The 14,573-nt window shown below is 69.0% G+C and carries 14 protein-coding genes; 6 read left to right on the top strand and 8 right to left on the bottom strand.

Features of this window, described 5'->3' with window-relative positions; all coding sequences use genetic code 11:
• Positions 1-64 precede the first annotated feature (64 nt).
• The 5 genes from ACIA12_RS03330 to ACIA12_RS03310 all read left to right on the top strand — a co-directional run bounded on the left by ACIA12_RS03330 (position 65) and on the right by ACIA12_RS03310 (position 4,008).
• Positions 65-655, top strand: coding sequence for a response regulator (locus ACIA12_RS03330; protein WP_396366023.1), 591 nt, complete (start codon positions 65-67; stop codon positions 653-655).
• Between the two features lie 116 nt (positions 656-771).
• Positions 772-1,437, top strand: coding sequence for a response regulator (locus ACIA12_RS03325; protein WP_396365178.1), 666 nt, complete (start codon positions 772-774; stop codon positions 1,435-1,437).
• Positions 1,438-1,517: 80 nt separating this feature from the next.
• Positions 1,518-2,165, top strand: coding sequence for an NAD(P)-dependent oxidoreductase (locus tag ACIA12_RS03320; RefSeq protein ID WP_396365177.1), 648 nt, complete (start codon positions 1,518-1,520; stop codon positions 2,163-2,165).
• An 81-nt stretch (positions 2,166-2,246) separates the two neighbouring features.
• Positions 2,247-3,173: an ABC transporter ATP-binding protein gene (locus ACIA12_RS03315; RefSeq protein WP_396365176.1), complete on the top strand. Its 927-nt coding sequence runs from the start codon at positions 2,247-2,249 to the stop codon at positions 3,171-3,173.
• On the top strand, positions 3,163-4,008 hold the full coding sequence (locus ACIA12_RS03310) for an ABC transporter permease subunit (protein WP_396365175.1): 846 nt from the start codon (positions 3,163-3,165) through the stop codon (positions 4,006-4,008). Before ACIA12_RS03315 ends, ACIA12_RS03310 begins: the two co-directional genes overlap by 11 nt.
• On the opposite strand, the gene ACIA12_RS03305 is transcribed toward ACIA12_RS03310, so the two are convergent.
• From ACIA12_RS03305 to ACIA12_RS03290, 4 genes are all read right to left on the bottom strand, one after another.
• Positions 4,001-5,281, bottom strand: a complete 1,281-nt coding sequence (locus ACIA12_RS03305; RefSeq protein WP_396365174.1) for a glycoside hydrolase family 125 protein — start codon at positions 5,279-5,281, stop codon at positions 4,001-4,003. The genes ACIA12_RS03310 and ACIA12_RS03305 overlap by 8 nt on opposite strands.
• Positions 5,281-6,606: an ROK family transcriptional regulator gene (locus ACIA12_RS03300; protein WP_396365173.1), complete on the bottom strand. Its 1,326-nt coding sequence runs from the start codon at positions 6,604-6,606 to the stop codon at positions 5,281-5,283. The genes ACIA12_RS03305 and ACIA12_RS03300 overlap by 1 nt, the downstream gene beginning before the upstream one ends.
• A 116-nt stretch (positions 6,607-6,722) precedes the next feature.
• Complete coding sequence (locus ACIA12_RS03295) at positions 6,723-8,270, bottom strand: hypothetical protein (protein ID WP_396365172.1); 1,548 nt, start codon at positions 8,268-8,270, stop codon at positions 6,723-6,725.
• Between the two features lie 38 nt (positions 8,271-8,308).
• Positions 8,309-9,496, bottom strand: a complete 1,188-nt coding sequence (locus ACIA12_RS03290) for a cysteine desulfurase-like protein (protein ID WP_396365171.1) — start codon at positions 9,494-9,496, stop codon at positions 8,309-8,311.
• 105 nt (positions 9,497-9,601) lie between these two features.
• Between ACIA12_RS03290 and ACIA12_RS03285 the strand changes: the two genes are divergently transcribed.
• Positions 9,602-10,576 (top strand): DMT family transporter, encoded by a 975-nt coding sequence (locus ACIA12_RS03285; RefSeq protein WP_396365170.1) that lies wholly within the window; start codon positions 9,602-9,604, stop codon positions 10,574-10,576.
• On the opposite strand, the gene ACIA12_RS03280 is transcribed toward ACIA12_RS03285, so the two are convergent.
• The 4 genes from ACIA12_RS03280 to def form a co-directional block, all read right to left on the bottom strand.
• Positions 10,573-11,508, bottom strand: a complete 936-nt coding sequence (locus tag ACIA12_RS03280; protein ID WP_396365169.1) for a DMT family transporter — start codon at positions 11,506-11,508, stop codon at positions 10,573-10,575. The two genes, ACIA12_RS03285 and ACIA12_RS03280, sit on opposite strands and share 4 nt — an antisense overlap.
• 115 nt (positions 11,509-11,623) lie before the next feature.
• On the bottom strand, positions 11,624-13,009 hold the full coding sequence (locus tag ACIA12_RS03275) for an RsmB/NOP family class I SAM-dependent RNA methyltransferase (protein ID WP_396365168.1): 1,386 nt from the start codon (positions 13,007-13,009) through the stop codon (positions 11,624-11,626).
• The gene (gene fmt, locus ACIA12_RS03270) at positions 13,006-13,947 is read right to left on the bottom strand and encodes a methionyl-tRNA formyltransferase (protein ID WP_396365167.1); all 942 of its coding nucleotides are present in this window, start codon (positions 13,945-13,947) and stop codon (positions 13,006-13,008) included. The genes ACIA12_RS03275 and fmt overlap by 4 nt, the downstream gene beginning before the upstream one ends.
• The gene (gene def / locus ACIA12_RS03265) at positions 13,944-14,492 is read right to left on the bottom strand and encodes a peptide deformylase (protein WP_343965786.1); all 549 of its coding nucleotides are present in this window, start codon (positions 14,490-14,492) and stop codon (positions 13,944-13,946) included. The genes fmt and def overlap by 4 nt, the downstream gene beginning before the upstream one ends.
• Positions 14,493-14,573: the final 81 nt, after the last annotated feature.

Below are 14,573 nucleotides of genomic sequence, written 5' to 3'. Positions count from 1 at the left end.
TGTGAGTGAGACGATCCGGGTGCTCGTGGTTGACGACGATGCGTTGGTGCGGGCGAGTTTGGAGATGATGCTGGACGGGGCCAACGGGATCGCCGTGGTGGCGCAGGCGGCTGATGGGGATGAGGTGCCGGCGGCCGTCGATGCGCATTTTCCTGATCTGGTGCTGATGGATCTGCGGATGCCGCGGGTCGATGGGATCGTCGCGACCCGGCGGTTGCGGGCGCGGAAGAATCCGCCGGAGGTGATCGTGCTGACGACCTTCGACACCGACGAGAACGTGCTGCATGCGTTGCGCGCCGGGGCGAGCGGGTTTCTGCTGAAGGACACGCCGCCGGCCCGGATCGTCGAGGCGGTACGCCGGGTCGCGGCGGGTGATCCGATCCTGTCGCCCGCGATCACGCGCCGGCTGATGGACCAGGCGGCGACGCAGGCCGATGCGCATACGCGGGCTCAGGAGGCGTTCTCGCGGTTGTCTCCCCGCGAGTACGACGTGATGCTGGCGGTCGCGCAGGGCAAGGCGAACGCGGACATCGCGACCGAGCTGTACATGAGCGTGGCGACCGTGAAGGCGCACATCTCCCACATCCTCGGCAAACTCGAACTGGGCAACCGCACCCAGATAGCCCTCCTCGCCCACGACGCCGGCCTCGCCTGATCGCCCGGCCGCCCCGCCACCCGTCGGCCCCGCCACCGGACCTGCCGCGTCGACTCGCCTCGTCGCCGCCTTGTCCGTCGAGCAGCGCTGACCGGTGGATGCTCTAGGTTTGCAGCATGATCCGGGTGTTGCTGGCTGATGATCAGGCGCTGGTTCGGGCGGGGTTCCGTTCGCTGCTGAATGCGGAGGACGACATCACCGTGGTCGGGGAGGTCGCCGATGGCGCCGCGGCGTTCGAGCTGGCCAAGGCCGAGAAGCCGGATGTCGTTCTGATGGACATCCGGATGCCGGGGATGGACGGGCTCGAGGCGACCAAGTTGATCGGGGCCGAGGAAGCGCTCGCCGGTGTGCATGTGGTGATCCTGACGACCTTCGATCTGGACGAGTACGTGTTCGAAGCCCTTCGGGTCGGGGCCAGTGGGTTCCTGGTCAAGGACACCGAGCCGGTTGAGCTGCTGCAGGCTGTTCGGGTTGTTGCCCGAGGCGATGCGTTGCTCTCTCCTGGTGTCACCCGGCGGCTGGTCGCCGAGTTCGCGAGCCGGAGCCGGCAGCCGCATGCCAGCAAAGAACTTGATGTACTGACCGAGCGCGAGCGCGAGATCGTCGCCCTCGTGGGGGAAGGGCTGTCCAACGACGAGATCGCTCAGCGTCTCGTACTCAGCCCGGCCACGGCCAAGACCCACGTCAGCCGCGCGATGGTGAAGCTCGGCGTCCGCGACCGGGCCCAACTCGTCGTCATGGCCTACCAAACCGGCCTCGTCCGCCCCGGCTGGCTCGGCTGACCCCCGGCCGGCTCGAGTGGCTGCCCGACCTGGGCCGGACCGGTTGATCCGCTGGGCGTACACTGTTCGTTGATCGAACGGTGTTCGTCGAGACGGAGCTGGTGGGTATGTCGAAGGTGATCGTTTTCGGGGCTGGTGGCGGTACCGGTCTGCGGGTTGTCGAGGAAGCCAGGCTGGCCGGCCACGACGTGACCGCTGCAGTACGCGACCCAGCCAAGGCGACGCTCGACGGCGTCCGAGTCGTCGCGGCCGACATCCGCGACGCGGCCAGCGTGCAGGCGGCTGTCGACGGGCAGGACGCGGTGGTGAGTGCGGTGGGGGCATCCGGCAGGCGAGCGCTTGGTCTGTACTCCGACAGCGCGCGGACACTGGTCGCCGCGATGGAGTCAGCCGGGGTGCCCAGACTGATCGCGATCACCTCCGCCGGAGTGCGGCACGACGATCCGAGCTTCCCGCTCTGGTACCGGCTGGCCGCCGCGACGCTGATGAGAGACCAGTACGGCGATATGCGGCAACTGGAGGAGACCGTCCGATCGAGCACCCTCGACTGGACCCTGGTCCGGCCGACCCGGCTGATCGACGGCGAGGCGACCGACGACTACCGGGTCCAGGACGCCGGGACACCCAACGGCGGATCTGAGATCACGAGGGCAGATCTGGCGCGGTTCATCGTCGGCGAACTCGGCAAACGCGAATGGATCAACAAGACCCCTACTCTCGCAAGGTGACCCTCTACTCCGGCTGAGGTAGCAGCGGTCACTCCCGCTGGGCGACGCGCTGACCAGGGCCCGACCGGCACTGTCTAAAGCATGAACGCAACCACTGCCCCGCTGGTCGAGGTCTCGGGCCTGACCAAACGCTACGGCGACACCTTGGCCGTCGATGGTGTCGATCTGACGGTTCTGCCCGGCGAGGTCTACGGCTTCCTCGGGCCGAACGGCGCCGGCAAGACCACCACGCTGCGCATCCTGACCGGCCTGATCTCGCCGACCAGCGGCACGGTCCGCGTCCTCGGCGGCACACCCGGCCAGGCCCACGTCCTCGCCCGCACCGGCTCGATGATCGAGTCGCCCGCCTTCTATCCGTACCTTTCCGGCCTCGACAATCTCCGCGTTCTCGCCGAGTACGCCGACGTGCCCCGCTCCCGCATCACCGAAGTACTCGCCCTCGTCGACCTGGCCGATCGCGCCCGCGACCGGTTCTCGACGTACTCGCTGGGGATGAAGCAGCGACTCGGTGTCGCCGCGGCTCTCCTCAAGGATCCCGAGCTGGTCATCCTCGACGAACCCACCAACGGGCTCGACCCGGCCGGCATGCGCGACATGCGCCGGCTGATCCGCGAGCTGGGTGCCGACGGCCGGACCGTCCTGCTGTCCAGTCATCTGCTCGGCGAGGTGCAGCAGATCTGCGACCGGGTCGGCATCATCAGCGAAGGCCGGATGGTCGCCGAGCACACCGTCGACGAGCTGCGCACCGAACAGGAGCTCATCATCCGCGCCACGCCGCGAGAGAGCGCTCGCTCGCTCCTGACCGAGGCACTCGGCGCCGCCGCCGTCCATCTGTACGACGAAACCCTGAGGGTCAAAGTCGCACCCGACCGCGCCGCCGAGGTGAACCGCCTGCTGGTCAGCGCCGGGATCGCGGTCTCCGAACTGCACAGCACGGAACGCGCTCTCGAGGACGTCTTCTTCGAGCTGACCACCGCCACGGACAAGGAGAAGACCCATGCTGGGTAGCTATCGCGCCGAGCTGCTGAAGCTCCGCAAACGATCCGCCGTCTGGGTGCTGTTCGGGGCCGGACTCGTCCTGAGCCTGATCTTCGGCTACCTGCTGCCCTACCTGGGCTATGTGACCGGCGACGGCAACCAGCAGACCGACGGCATCCCGCGTGCCGAGGTACTCCGCGGCGTCCTGCCGGAACGCGTTATGGACAACACGATCGGCGGCTTCCCCGTCTTCGCGGGAGCGCTCGCTCTGGTGCTCGGCGCGATCGTGGTCGGCGGCGAGTACACCTGGGGAACGCTGAAGACCATCCTCACCCAGCGCCCCGGTCGCGGCACGTTGCTCGGCGGCCAACTGCTTGGCCTGCTGACCATGCTGGCCGTCTGGGTGCTCGGCATCTTCGCCGCCTGCGCCCTCTGCAGCATCGGGATCGCCGCGGCCGAGAACGCGCCGATGGACTGGCCTGGCCCGCTCGCTCTGCTCAAGGGACTGGCGGGCGGCTGGCTCGTCCTTTCCGTCTGGTGCCTGGCCGGTGCCGTACTAGCGGTTGCCTTCCGCAACGTCGCCCTGCCGATCGGGCTCGGCGTCGTGTGGATCCTCGGGATCGAGACGCTGCTGGCCGGCGTGGTCAGCAGCCTGCTCCCCGATCTCGAGGTCCTGTCCGATGCGTTGCCGGGTGCCAACGCGGGCGCGCTGGTGTTCAGCGTGACGGGGATGAGTTCGGCGGACGCGCCTCCCGGAGTACGGGATGCCGTGTCGGGAGATCGCGCTCTCCTGACCGTACTCGGCTACGCCGCCGTCTTCGCCGTACTGGCCGTCGTCACCACCCGCCGCCGGGACGTCAGCTGAGCTTGAGTCCGGCGTGGCTGAGGCAGAGCTCGCAGAACATCGCGTTGGCCCAGGAGAACCACTCGCGGGTGAAGTTGGCCGGGTCGTCGGTGTGGAAGGACTCGTGCATCTGCCCGGTCCCACCGGTGGTGTCGCGAAGCAGCTCAAGCAACTGCTGCCGCTCGGCCGCCGACGTGCTGGTCAGGCCTTGGACGGCCAGCGCGATCGGCCAGATGTGGTCCGGTGGGGTGTGCGGACTGCCGATTCCGGCACCGTGAGTACCGCTGTAGTAGTACGGGTTCTCCGGGCTGAGCAGCAGCGAGCGGGTCGCCAGGTACGTCGGGTCGTCGGCCGCGGCGAACCCCGTCATCGGCGCCGACAGCAGGCTCGGCATGTTCGCGTCGTCCATCAGCAAACGCTGGCCCGTGCCGTCCACCTCGTAGGCGTAGACCCGGCCGAGCGACGGGTGGTCGAACGTCCCGAACTGCGCGATCCCGTCGTCGATGGTGACCTTCAGCTCCTTGGCGCGATCGCCGAGCGCGGCGTCGTCGAGCAGCTCGCTCGCGATCGCCTCCAGGTAGCCGAGCACGACCGAGGCGAACATGTTGCCGGGCACGTTGAACCCGTGCTCGGTGGCGTCGTCACTCGGCCGGAAAGCGCTCCATGACATGCCGGTCCGCTGGGTCGGCTGCCCGAGACCATCGCGGATCAGCGAGTCGCTCGGCCGATCGTCGTGCCGCTGGAACCGGTACGGCGACTTGGCGTCGTGGTCCAGCTCGGTCTCCAGTACGTCGAGCGCCGCGGCCGCCGCCACCCGGAAGCGGTCGTCGATCACGTCCTTGCGGCCGGTGATCCGCCACAGCCGGTAGGCCAGCTCGATCGGGTAGCACAGCGAGTCGATCTCGTACTTGCGTTCCCACACCCACGGCGACATCTCGGTCTCGTCGGTGGTGTGACCGGCGCCGTTCGCCTCCCGGTTGAAGGCGTTCGCGTACGGGTCGATCGCGATGTACTCGAGCTGGCGGTGCAGCACGCCGATCAGCACGTCCTGCAGCGCCGGGTCGTCGGCGCACAGCACCAGGTACGGCCGCAACTGGGCGGCGGAGTCACGCAACCACATCGCCGGGATGTCACCGGTCAGCACGAAGGTCGTACCGTCCGGCAGCCGTTCCGCGACGGCGGGCAGGTTCTCCGCCATCGACCGGTGGAACATGTCCGCGATCACCTGGTCGCCGGTCGCCTGGCGGACCTTCTCGGTGGCGCGGGCGAGAACGTCGGGATCGATACCGGTCATCAAGACATCAACCTTTCAGCGGACCCGACTACGACAGGTGGAGCGCTCTCTGCGGGTCCGAGCAGGAGCACTGAGGGGTTGGGAGAGAACGTGTGGTCGAGCACCAGGCTGGCGGCGCCGACCGCACCGACGTCCGCGCCGAGCGCGGTTCCGGTGACGACCAGAGGGTGTACCGAACGGACCAGGAAGCGCGCTTCCAGCGCGGACCGGACGGCCTCGTCGAAGAAGGGTGCGAGCTGGTCCCAGTGCGGGCCGCCGAACACGACGCGTTCCAGGTCGAGCAGGTTCGCGATGTCCTCGACCACCTTGGCGATCCGCTCGGCCAGCGCGGCGATCAGCGCGCGCGCCACCTTGCCGCCGGGCACCTCGGCACCCGCCGCGGCCCGGTCGCACAGTTCGGCGAAGGCGGCGTCGACCGCGTGCCGGTCGTCGAGATCGATGCCCTTGGCAAGCACTCCGGCCTGGACGGCCTGCTGGACGAGATAACGCGGCTGGCTGGTCTCGCCGACACAGCCACGCCGCCCGCAGTAACAGACCGGACCGTCGGGGTCGACCGTCACGTGGCCGATCTCGCCGACGTTGCTGCTCGAGCCGCGGACCACCTCGTCACCGATCACCAGGCCGGCGCCTACCCCGGTACCGAGGTAGAAGAAGACGAAACTGCCGCGGCCGTTCGGTCCGCCGGCCCATTTCTCGGCGGACGCTGCCGCGGTGACATCCTTGTCCAGCAGGACCGGGAGGCCGGTCAGCACGCGCAGGGCATCGCGCAACGGGACCAGGTGCCAGGCGCTCAGGTTCGGCGGATTCACCACGACGCCGCGCTCGACGTCGATCGGCCCGGGTGCGGCGATACCGACGCCGACGACGCGTTCACGCGGTGCACCCGCTTCGGCGATGACGTGTTCGACTGTGGCAGCGATTCCCGCGATCAGTACGTCCGGATCGTCGGACGCCGGCGTCTCCGCGCGGCGACGGACCACGACCTGCCCGGTCAGATCGAGCACGACGGTTGTGACGACCGCGGGGTCGAGGTGCACACCGACGGCGTACTGGCCGGTGGGCTCGAGTTCGAGCAGGGTGCGCGGCTTGCCGAGGCCGCTGCTCTTCTGCCGCCCGGCCTCGCGGACCAGGCCGGCGTCGAGCAACCGGCGGGTGATGTTGGAGATGGCCTGCCCGGACAGCCCGGTGGCGGCCGCGATCTCGACCCGGCTCAGCCGTTCGTCGGCCCGCCGGATCGCGTCCAGCACCACCGTGTCGTTGAAGCCACCCACGCGATCGAGATTCGTACCCCGGCGTATTACCGCCGGCGGCTGGTCGCTGCTCACCACTCCCCCTGTCTCCACTGCCCCACGCACCCCTGCTCCGCGCACCGCCGGCCCTGCACCGCCAGCCCTGCACCGCCGGCCCTGCACCGCCGGCCCTGCACCGCCGGCCCGCACCCTCAGCCCGCGGCCGGGTCGGCGCCCCATGGGCGCGACCACCTGTAGCGAACCGTCTCGGCGCCGGCCCGCCAGGCGGTCGGCGTGGTGTTCACCAGCCAGTCGAGCGGCTCGATCCCACCATCCGCGGCGTTGCCACCACTGAGCGCCAACCGTATACCGTGGCCAAGATCACGGTCCGTCCGCGGCGTCCTGGCCGCTGGGTCGACGGAGACGAAGAGAGCGCTCCCCGACCTGGCGACGAGGTCGAGGAACTGACGGTTGAGTTCCCAGGGGGTCTGCGGCGTACAGGGCACGCAGTCGGCGTCGACGGTGAAGAACCGGCCGTGCTGCGGCAGCCGGAAGGCGAGCGAGTTGATGCCCATCTTGCGGGTCCGCTCCCAGTCGCGGCCGGAGGTGTCGTCGCCGGTCCGCTGCACGTCGACGAGCCCGGCGGCCAGATGACCGACGGTGTTGCAGCCGATCAGGACGAGATCGCCGGCGGTGGCGCGGATTTCGGCGTACAGGTCGAGGATTATCTCGGCGGTGGTCCGGGTGGTGTCGTGGAACTGCCAGCCGTCGTCGGTCAGCTGGGCGCCCATCGCGGGGCCGAAGCGGCCGAACAGGTCGTAGGTGCTGAAGTCGTGCTTGACCAGCTCGAAACCCCAGTCCTTGAAGCGGCGCAGGTCGGCTCGTAGCAGGTCGAGGACGTCCGGGTAGGTCGGGTCGAGAGCTCGGCCGAAGCCGTCGGACTGGCCGGTGCGGCGCCAAGGGCCTTCCTCGCGCGAGAGGAGTGGGCGGAACCAGAGGCCTGGTCGGGCGCCGAGTGCTTTGACGGCGGAGGCCGTTCCGGCCATGTCGTCGAAGAGGCCGGAGATACCGCTCTCCCACGGGCCGCCGGAGCCGTTGCCGCCGGGGTTCCAGCCGTCGTCGACGACGCTGAAGGGTTTGACCGGGTGGCCGTCGGCGAGTTCGACGACGGTTGCGGCGTCTTGCAGTACTGCCTTCTCGTCGAAGCCTTCGCCGTAGGCGTAGTACCAGTTGTTGGCGCCGACGACGGGGCCGATGTTCCTCGGGGTGATGGCGGTACTCATTGCTTCTACGGCGGTGTGGAGGGTGCGCCACGGCGTACCGGCGTCTTCGAAGCGGCGGACTGTTGCCGCCTTCAGTTGGCGGCCGTCGAGTCGGGTCGGGCCGCCACCGTTGCGGAGATCGAGCCAAAGGGTGAAGCCGGTCTGGTCGACGGTCCACGAGCAGAAGGCGCCGGGGTGCACGTCGACGCCGGCACCGAAGGTCCGGCCGGTCTTCTGGTCATGGCCCAGCCAGTACCACGGGAGGAACCGGTCGGGCTGGAGATGCCGCCACTGCAGATCCCCGTACGACCGCTCCCACGCATCCCCGAGGATGAGCGCCTCAGCCGGGATTGGTTCGTCCCAGCGCAGCGCGACTCGCGAGATGGCGCCTGCGGTGACCAGTACTTCGCCGGCTGACCAGTTGACCTCAGCTCTGGTGGCGAGGCGCAGGTCGTCCGTGGGAGTGGGCTGGAGGAAGACCTGGGTGGGCTCGTTCACGGGAAAGAGCTTACCCAGATTTACCCCATCGAGTTGATTTAATTGCGTCTTTCGATCGCCTCGACCAACCGGTCGACATCGGATTGATGCGTGTACGGCGCCAGGCCGACGCGGACGGCGCCCGTGTCGCCGAGACCGAGATGCCGGGACGCCTCCAGCGCGTAGAAGGATCCGGCCGGTGCATTGACGCCCGCCTCGGCCAGCTTGGCGGCGACGGCGCTCGACTCCCAGCCGTCGACGGAGAACAACAATGTCGGCGTGCGGCGCTGCGCGTGCCCGTAGAGCGTGATCCCCTCGCTCGCGGTCAGCCGGGTCTCGAGGTCGTCGCGCAGGGCGTCCTCGTGCTCCTCCACCAGGGCCAGCGAACTCAGCAAGCGCTCTCTGCGGTCACCGGAGGCCACTCCCCCGAGGCCCGCGATGAAGTCGACGGCGGCGGTGGTGCCGGCGAGCAGCTCGTACGGAAGAGTGCCGAACTCGAACCGCTCCGGCACCACATTGGTTGCTGGGAGCAACTTGTCGGGGTGGAGTTCTTCGAGCAGGGCCGGCGCGGCCGAGAGCACTCCGCAGTGCGGGCCGAAGAACTTGTACGGCGAGCAGACGTAGAAGTCGGCGAACGACGCGTCGATCGGCGAGTGCGCGGTCAGGTGGACGCCGTCGACGTACACCAGCGCGTCGGCGTTGTGGACGAGCGTCGCGATCGCCTCGACGTCCGGGCGGGTGCCGATCAGGTTGGAGGCGGCCGTCACCGCGACCAGCCGGGTCTGCGACGAGAGCAGCGGCGCGATGTCGTCCAGCTCCGAGGTCACCGGATCGAACTCGAGCCACCGGATCGTCGCGCCGACCGCCTCGGCCGCCTGCACCCACGGCCGGATGTTCGCGTCGTGGTCGAGGCGGGTGACGATCACCTCGTCGCCCGGGCCCCAGCTCTTGGCGAGCGTACGGGCGAAGTCGTAGGTCAGCTGAGTCATGCTCCGGCCGAAGACGATGCCGCCGGGGTCGGTACCGAGCAGGTCGGCCATCGCCTGGCGCGCATCGAGAACGATCTGGTCGGCCCGGCGCTCGGCAGCGGTCAACCGGCCGCGATTGGCCAGCGCCGACACCATCGTCGCCGCCACCACATCGGCCACCACCTGGGGTGTCTGCGACCCACCGGGCCCGTCGAAATGCGCGGCCCCCTCACTCAACGCCGGGAACTGCTTGCGGACAGCATCCACCTCAAAGCCCATACCGCCATCCTGCCCGAAGGGCTGCGTTTGTGCAGCGGTGCTCGTGGTTGCCCAATTGCGGGCAGGAAGGGGAAATTGTCGGTGGGATGATGCAGGATGTCAGGAGTGAGCACCCTTTCGACTCCTGACAAGCCGTCCGTTCGGTCCTGGTTGCCGACCATGTTGCTGCTCGGCGCGATCTGGGGCTGCAGCTTCCTGTTCATCTCCGTCGGGGTGCGCGAGCTGCACCCGGCGTACCTCGCGCTCGGCCGGGTGATCGCCGGCTCGCTGGTGCTGCTCACGATCCTGGCGATCAAGCGTGAGGCGCTGCCCCGGTCCCGCCGGGTCTGGGCGCACAACTTCGTCGCCGCCGCGATCGGCTCGGCCATCCCGTGGACGTTGTTCGGGTACGGCGAGCAGCGGGTGCCGAGCCTGCTGGCCGGGATCTGGAACGGGATCACCCCACTGGTCGTGCTGCCGATCGCGGTCTGGGTGTTCCGGACCGAGAGGTTCACGCTGCAACGTGTTCTCGGTCTGCTGATCGGCTTCGGCGGCATGATGGTCGTGCTCGGCGCTTGGCAACTGCACGGCGGCTCGGATCTGACCGGCCAGCTGTTCTGCATGGCGGCCGCCGTGGCGTACGGCATCGCCATTCCGTACCAGAAGAGGTTCATTGCCGGCAGCAACCTGTCCGGGACGGCGCTGTCGGCGACCTTGCTGATCTGCTCAACGGTCCAGCTCGCGATCGCGGCCCCGATCCTGACCGGCCACGCCCCGCCCGCCCCGTCGTCGCTCTCGCTCGAGGTGATCGGCAGTGTGATCGCCCTCGGCGCGCTCGGCAGTGGCGTCGCGTTCGTGCTGAACCTGCGGCAGATCCGGCTGATCGGCGCGAGCATGACCTCGATGGTCACCTACATCATGCCGATCTTCGCGATCGTGGCCGGCGTCATCGTGCTGCACGAGCACCTCACCTGGTACCAGCCGGTCGGCGCCGTGATCGTGCTGGCCGGGGTCGCGGTGTCCCAAGGGGTCATCAGCACGGTCCGTTCGCGCAGGCGGCCGAAGATCGCCACTGAGCCGGAGCCCGCCCCAGTACGTTAGGCGCTCTTCCTGAGGTTGGGTACGGCCGCGACGATCACCGCGACAAGCGCGAGCAGGGTTCCGGCGACGACCGGGAGGGTGACCTTCTGGTCGGATGCCGGTACGAACAGGTCGATGAAGAGGCTGGCGATCAGCTGACCGGCGATCGTGCCGAGGCCGAGTACGAACACGCCGACGGTCCGCACGACGGCGGCTGCCGCGCTGATGAAGATGACGCCGCACATGCCACCCAGGTACAGCCAGGGGTTGGACGGCAGGCTGTTCGGCGTCCCGCGAACCATCAGGTCGACGACGAAGACGACCAGTAGCGCGGCGAAGCCGACCAGGAAGTTGATCACCCCGGCCGCTACTGCTCCAGAGGCGTCGATGGCCGCGGTCTGGGCTACTCGACCATTGATGGCTTGCTGGATCGCAGTACCGACTCCGCCCAGTGCAGGGAGTGCTGCGAGCAGCAGACCGGACGGATGGCTCAACCGATCCGACACAGCCAGTACTACGGCCGCCAGCGCCACCACTGCGCCCACTATCCGCAGTGGCGTGTAGGCCTGGGGTCCGGCCGGTCCGAAGCCCAGGCGATCCACCACCAGGCTGCTGACCGCCTGACCCGCCACCACTGCCACGGTGAAGACGGCAACGCCGATGACCGACACAGTGATCGACTGTGTGGCCACCAGGAACGCGCCGGCGAGTCCACCGATGCACTGCCACCACCTGAGCAGCCCGCCATCGGGGGAAGGCGTCCTGATGGTTCGCCAGACCCTCCCCACCGACCGGCGTACCGGTGGGATCACCACGCAGCCCAACAGCAGGACGACGAGCCCGGTGCCGAAGGAGATCAGCGCCGCCGGGACACCGTCGCCCAGCGAGTGCCCGAGTTCGCCGTTCAGCCGGGACTGGATCGCGACCAGCGTGCCGATACCGAAAGCCGCCACGAGTCCGAGGAGCTGCTGTTGCTGACTGCTTCGGGTTCTCCGGGTGCTTCGGGCAGGGCGGATATCGATTGCTGTCACTACTCCATCATGACCGTTCGGCCTCATGCACCTGACATCAGGGTCGTCTGATCAGCGCCAGGTACATCGCGTCGGTGCCGTGGATGTGCGGCCAGAGCTGCAGGTCCGGCCCCTCCCCCAGCGACGGAACGTCCGGCAGAAGCGCGCGGGCGTCCTCCAGCACGGCATCACCGCGCTTCGCCAGTACTGCGTCCACGACCTCCCGCGTCTCCATCAGGTGCGGCGTGCAGGTCACATACGCGACCACGCCGCCCTTGCGCACAGAGGCGATCGCCGAGTCGAGCAGCTGCTCTTGCAACGGGCGCAGCTCGACCACGTCTTCCGGAGTACGCCGCCAGCGCGCCTCCGGGCGCCGCCGCAGAGCACCGAGACCACTGCAGGGCACATCGGCCAGCACTCGGTCGAAGGAGCCCTCCGGCCAGGTGGGCTTGGTGCCATCGCCGACCAGCACCTGGTGGTTTCCAGGCACAGCACGCAGGTTGGAACGCACCAGCTCTGCGCGATGCGGCAGCGGCTCTACCGCCGTGATCGCCACACCCCGCTGGCGACCGATCGCCGCGAGCAGAGCAGCCTTACCGCCCGGCCCGGCGCACAGGTCGAGCCACTTGGCGTCCCTGCCCTCCAGCGGCGCCATCGCGAGCGCAGTGGCGACCAACTGCGACCCTTCATCCTGCACTCCAGCCCGCCCGGCGGAGACCGCCGAGATCCGGCCCGGGTCGCCACCACCTTGCAGTACGGCCGCATACGGCGAGTACCGGGCCTTGGTCGCCCCTGCCTCGACCAGGTCGTCCACCGAGGCCAGACCGGGCCGGGCGACCAGCGTCACCCGTGGTGGCTCGTTGTCAGCGTCCAGCAACTCGTCCAGCTCGTAGCCGTCGGTGTGGAGCGCGTCGGCGAAGGCCTCGACGATCCAGCGGGGATGCGCCTTCGCGACCGACAGGAATCCGAAGAGGTCGTCGTCCGAGTGCGGGGCGACATCGACGATCCACTGGTCGAACGTGCGCTGGCTGACCTTGCGGAGTACCGCGTTGACCAGGCCGCTGCGGCTCTGCCCGGACACGACGCGGGTCAGGGTGACCATCTCGTTCACGGCGGCGTAGGAGTCGACCCGCATCCGGAGCAGTTGGTGCGTACCGAGCCGGAGCAGGTCGAGCAGCTCCGGGTCCAGCTCGGCGAGCGGACGGGAGACGTTGCCGGCGAGGATCGCGTCGTACGTGCCCTGCCAGCGCAAGGTGCCGTGCACGAGCTCCGTACAGAAGGCGGCGTCGCGGCCGCTCAGCTTCTGCTCGCGCAGGGCCTTGTTGAGGGCGAGGTTGGCGTAGCCGTCCTGCGAGGTGACCTGCCGGATCACCTGATAGGCGACCTGCCGGACCTTGTCAGGACGACGCTGCGGCGCCCGGTTGCGCGGACTGCGGTCGCTCACTCTGCCTTCGATTCCGGACCGAGGAGGTCTTCGGCGGTGATCCGCACGCCACGCGCCCAGTCGGCGGCGGCCATCGGCTTCTTGCCCTGCGGCTGGACCGTGGCGAGCTTCAGCACCTTGCTCCCGGTACCGACCTCGACACTCGACTTGGTCGCGCGCAGCTCGCCGGGCTTGAGGTCGTCCTGCTCGGTCAGGTCGACGTCGAGCACCTTCAGCCGCTCGCCGCGGAACGTCGTCCAGGCACCCGGCGCCGGGTTGCATCCCCGGACGAGCCGGTCGACGCGCTGCGCCGGCGCGGTGAAGTCCAGCTCGGCGTCCTCGACGTTGATCTTCGGCGCGAGCGTGATGCCATCGGCCGGCTGCTCGACAGCCACCAGGGCGCCGGCCTCGATGCCGTCGAGGGTGTCGACGAGCAGCTTGGCGCCGGACTCCGCCAGCCTGGTGAGCAGGTCGCCGGCCGTGTCCTTCGGCCCGATTCGCTCAGTCAGTACGCCGTACACCGGACCCGCGTCGAGCGCCTTGACGATCCGGAAGGTGCTGGCCCCGGTGACGTCGTCGCCGGAGATGATCGAGTGCTGCACCGGCGCGGCACCACGCCAGGCCGGGAGTACGGAGAAGTGCAGGTTGATCCAGCCGTGGGGCGGGATGTCGAGCGCGGCCTGCGGAAGCAACCCGCCGTACGCGACGACCGGGCAGCAGTCCGGCGCGATCTCGGTCAGCCTGGCGAGGAACTCCGGATCGCTCGGCTTGACCGGCTTGAGCACCTCGACGCCGAGCTCCTCGGCGTACTGCGCGACCGGCGAGGCGACCAGCTTGCGGCCACGACCCGCCGTTGCGTCCGGCCGGGTGACGACGGCCACCAGCTCGTGGCCGCTGGCAACGATCGCGCGGAGCGCGGTGACGGACACCTCGGGGGTGCCGGCGAAGACTACTCTCACAGGCCGAATCCGTTCATGGGGTGCGGGGAGACCTTGACCTGCGGCGGGCCGGACAGCCCGGACCACTCGGCCTCGCGGATCGCCTTCATCGCGGCCTTCCGGGTGAGCGTGTCCAGCCGATCGACGAACAGTACGCCGTCCAGGTGGTCGGTCTCGTGCTGGATGCAGCGCGCGAGCAGGTCCGACCCCTCGATCACCACCGGCTCGCCGTACATGTTGAAGCCCCGGGCGACGACGCCCATCGCGCGGCGGCAGTCGAAGGTCAGGCCGGGCAGCGACAGGCAGCCCTCGGGACCGAACTGCTCCTCGGCCGACAGGCTCAGCTCCGGGTTGACCAGATGGCCGAGCTCGCCCTCGACGAAGTACGTGAAAACGCGCAGGCCGACGCCGATCTGCGGCGCGGCCAGGCCGGAGCCGGGAGCGTCCTGCATGGTGTCGGTCAGGTCCGCGACCAGCCGGCGCAGCTCCGCGTCGAAGTCGACGACGGGGTCGGCCTTGGTGATCAGGACAGGATCGCCGAACAAGCGGATGGGTTGGACCGACACGCAAACTCCACAGCACTCACCGAAGGGGGACCGCACAAGTCTAGTGGCCAGCCCGGAGGCACCCTGCAGGCCGCCTACCGT

Source organism: Kribbella sp. NPDC051620, from assembly GCF_044453825.1.
Classification (GTDB): Bacteria; Actinomycetota; Actinomycetes; order Propionibacteriales; family Kribbellaceae; genus Kribbella.
This window is presented reverse-complemented; position numbering and strand designations above follow the sequence as displayed.

Excerpts from the sequence above, each read along its gene's own strand:
- ACIA12_RS03315 (WP_396365176.1), top strand. The coding sequence starts at position 2,247 with ATGAACGCAACCACTGCCCCGCTGGTCGAGGTCTCGGGCCTGACCAAA.
- ACIA12_RS03310 (WP_396365175.1), top strand. The coding sequence starts at position 3,163 with ATGCTGGGTAGCTATCGCGCCGAGCTGCTGAAGCTCCGCAAACGATCC.
- ACIA12_RS03305 (WP_396365174.1), bottom strand. The coding sequence starts at position 5,281 with ATGACCGGTATCGATCCCGACGTTCTCGCCCGCGCCACCGAGAAGGTC.
- ACIA12_RS03290 (WP_396365171.1), bottom strand. The coding sequence starts at position 9,496 with ATGGGCTTTGAGGTGGATGCTGTCCGCAAGCAGTTCCCGGCGTTGAGT.
- ACIA12_RS03325 (WP_396365178.1), top strand. The coding sequence starts at position 772 with ATGATCCGGGTGTTGCTGGCTGATGATCAGGCGCTGGTTCGGGCGGGG.
- ACIA12_RS03330 (WP_396366023.1), top strand. The coding sequence starts at position 65 with ATGATGCTGGACGGGGCCAACGGGATCGCCGTGGTGGCGCAGGCGGCT.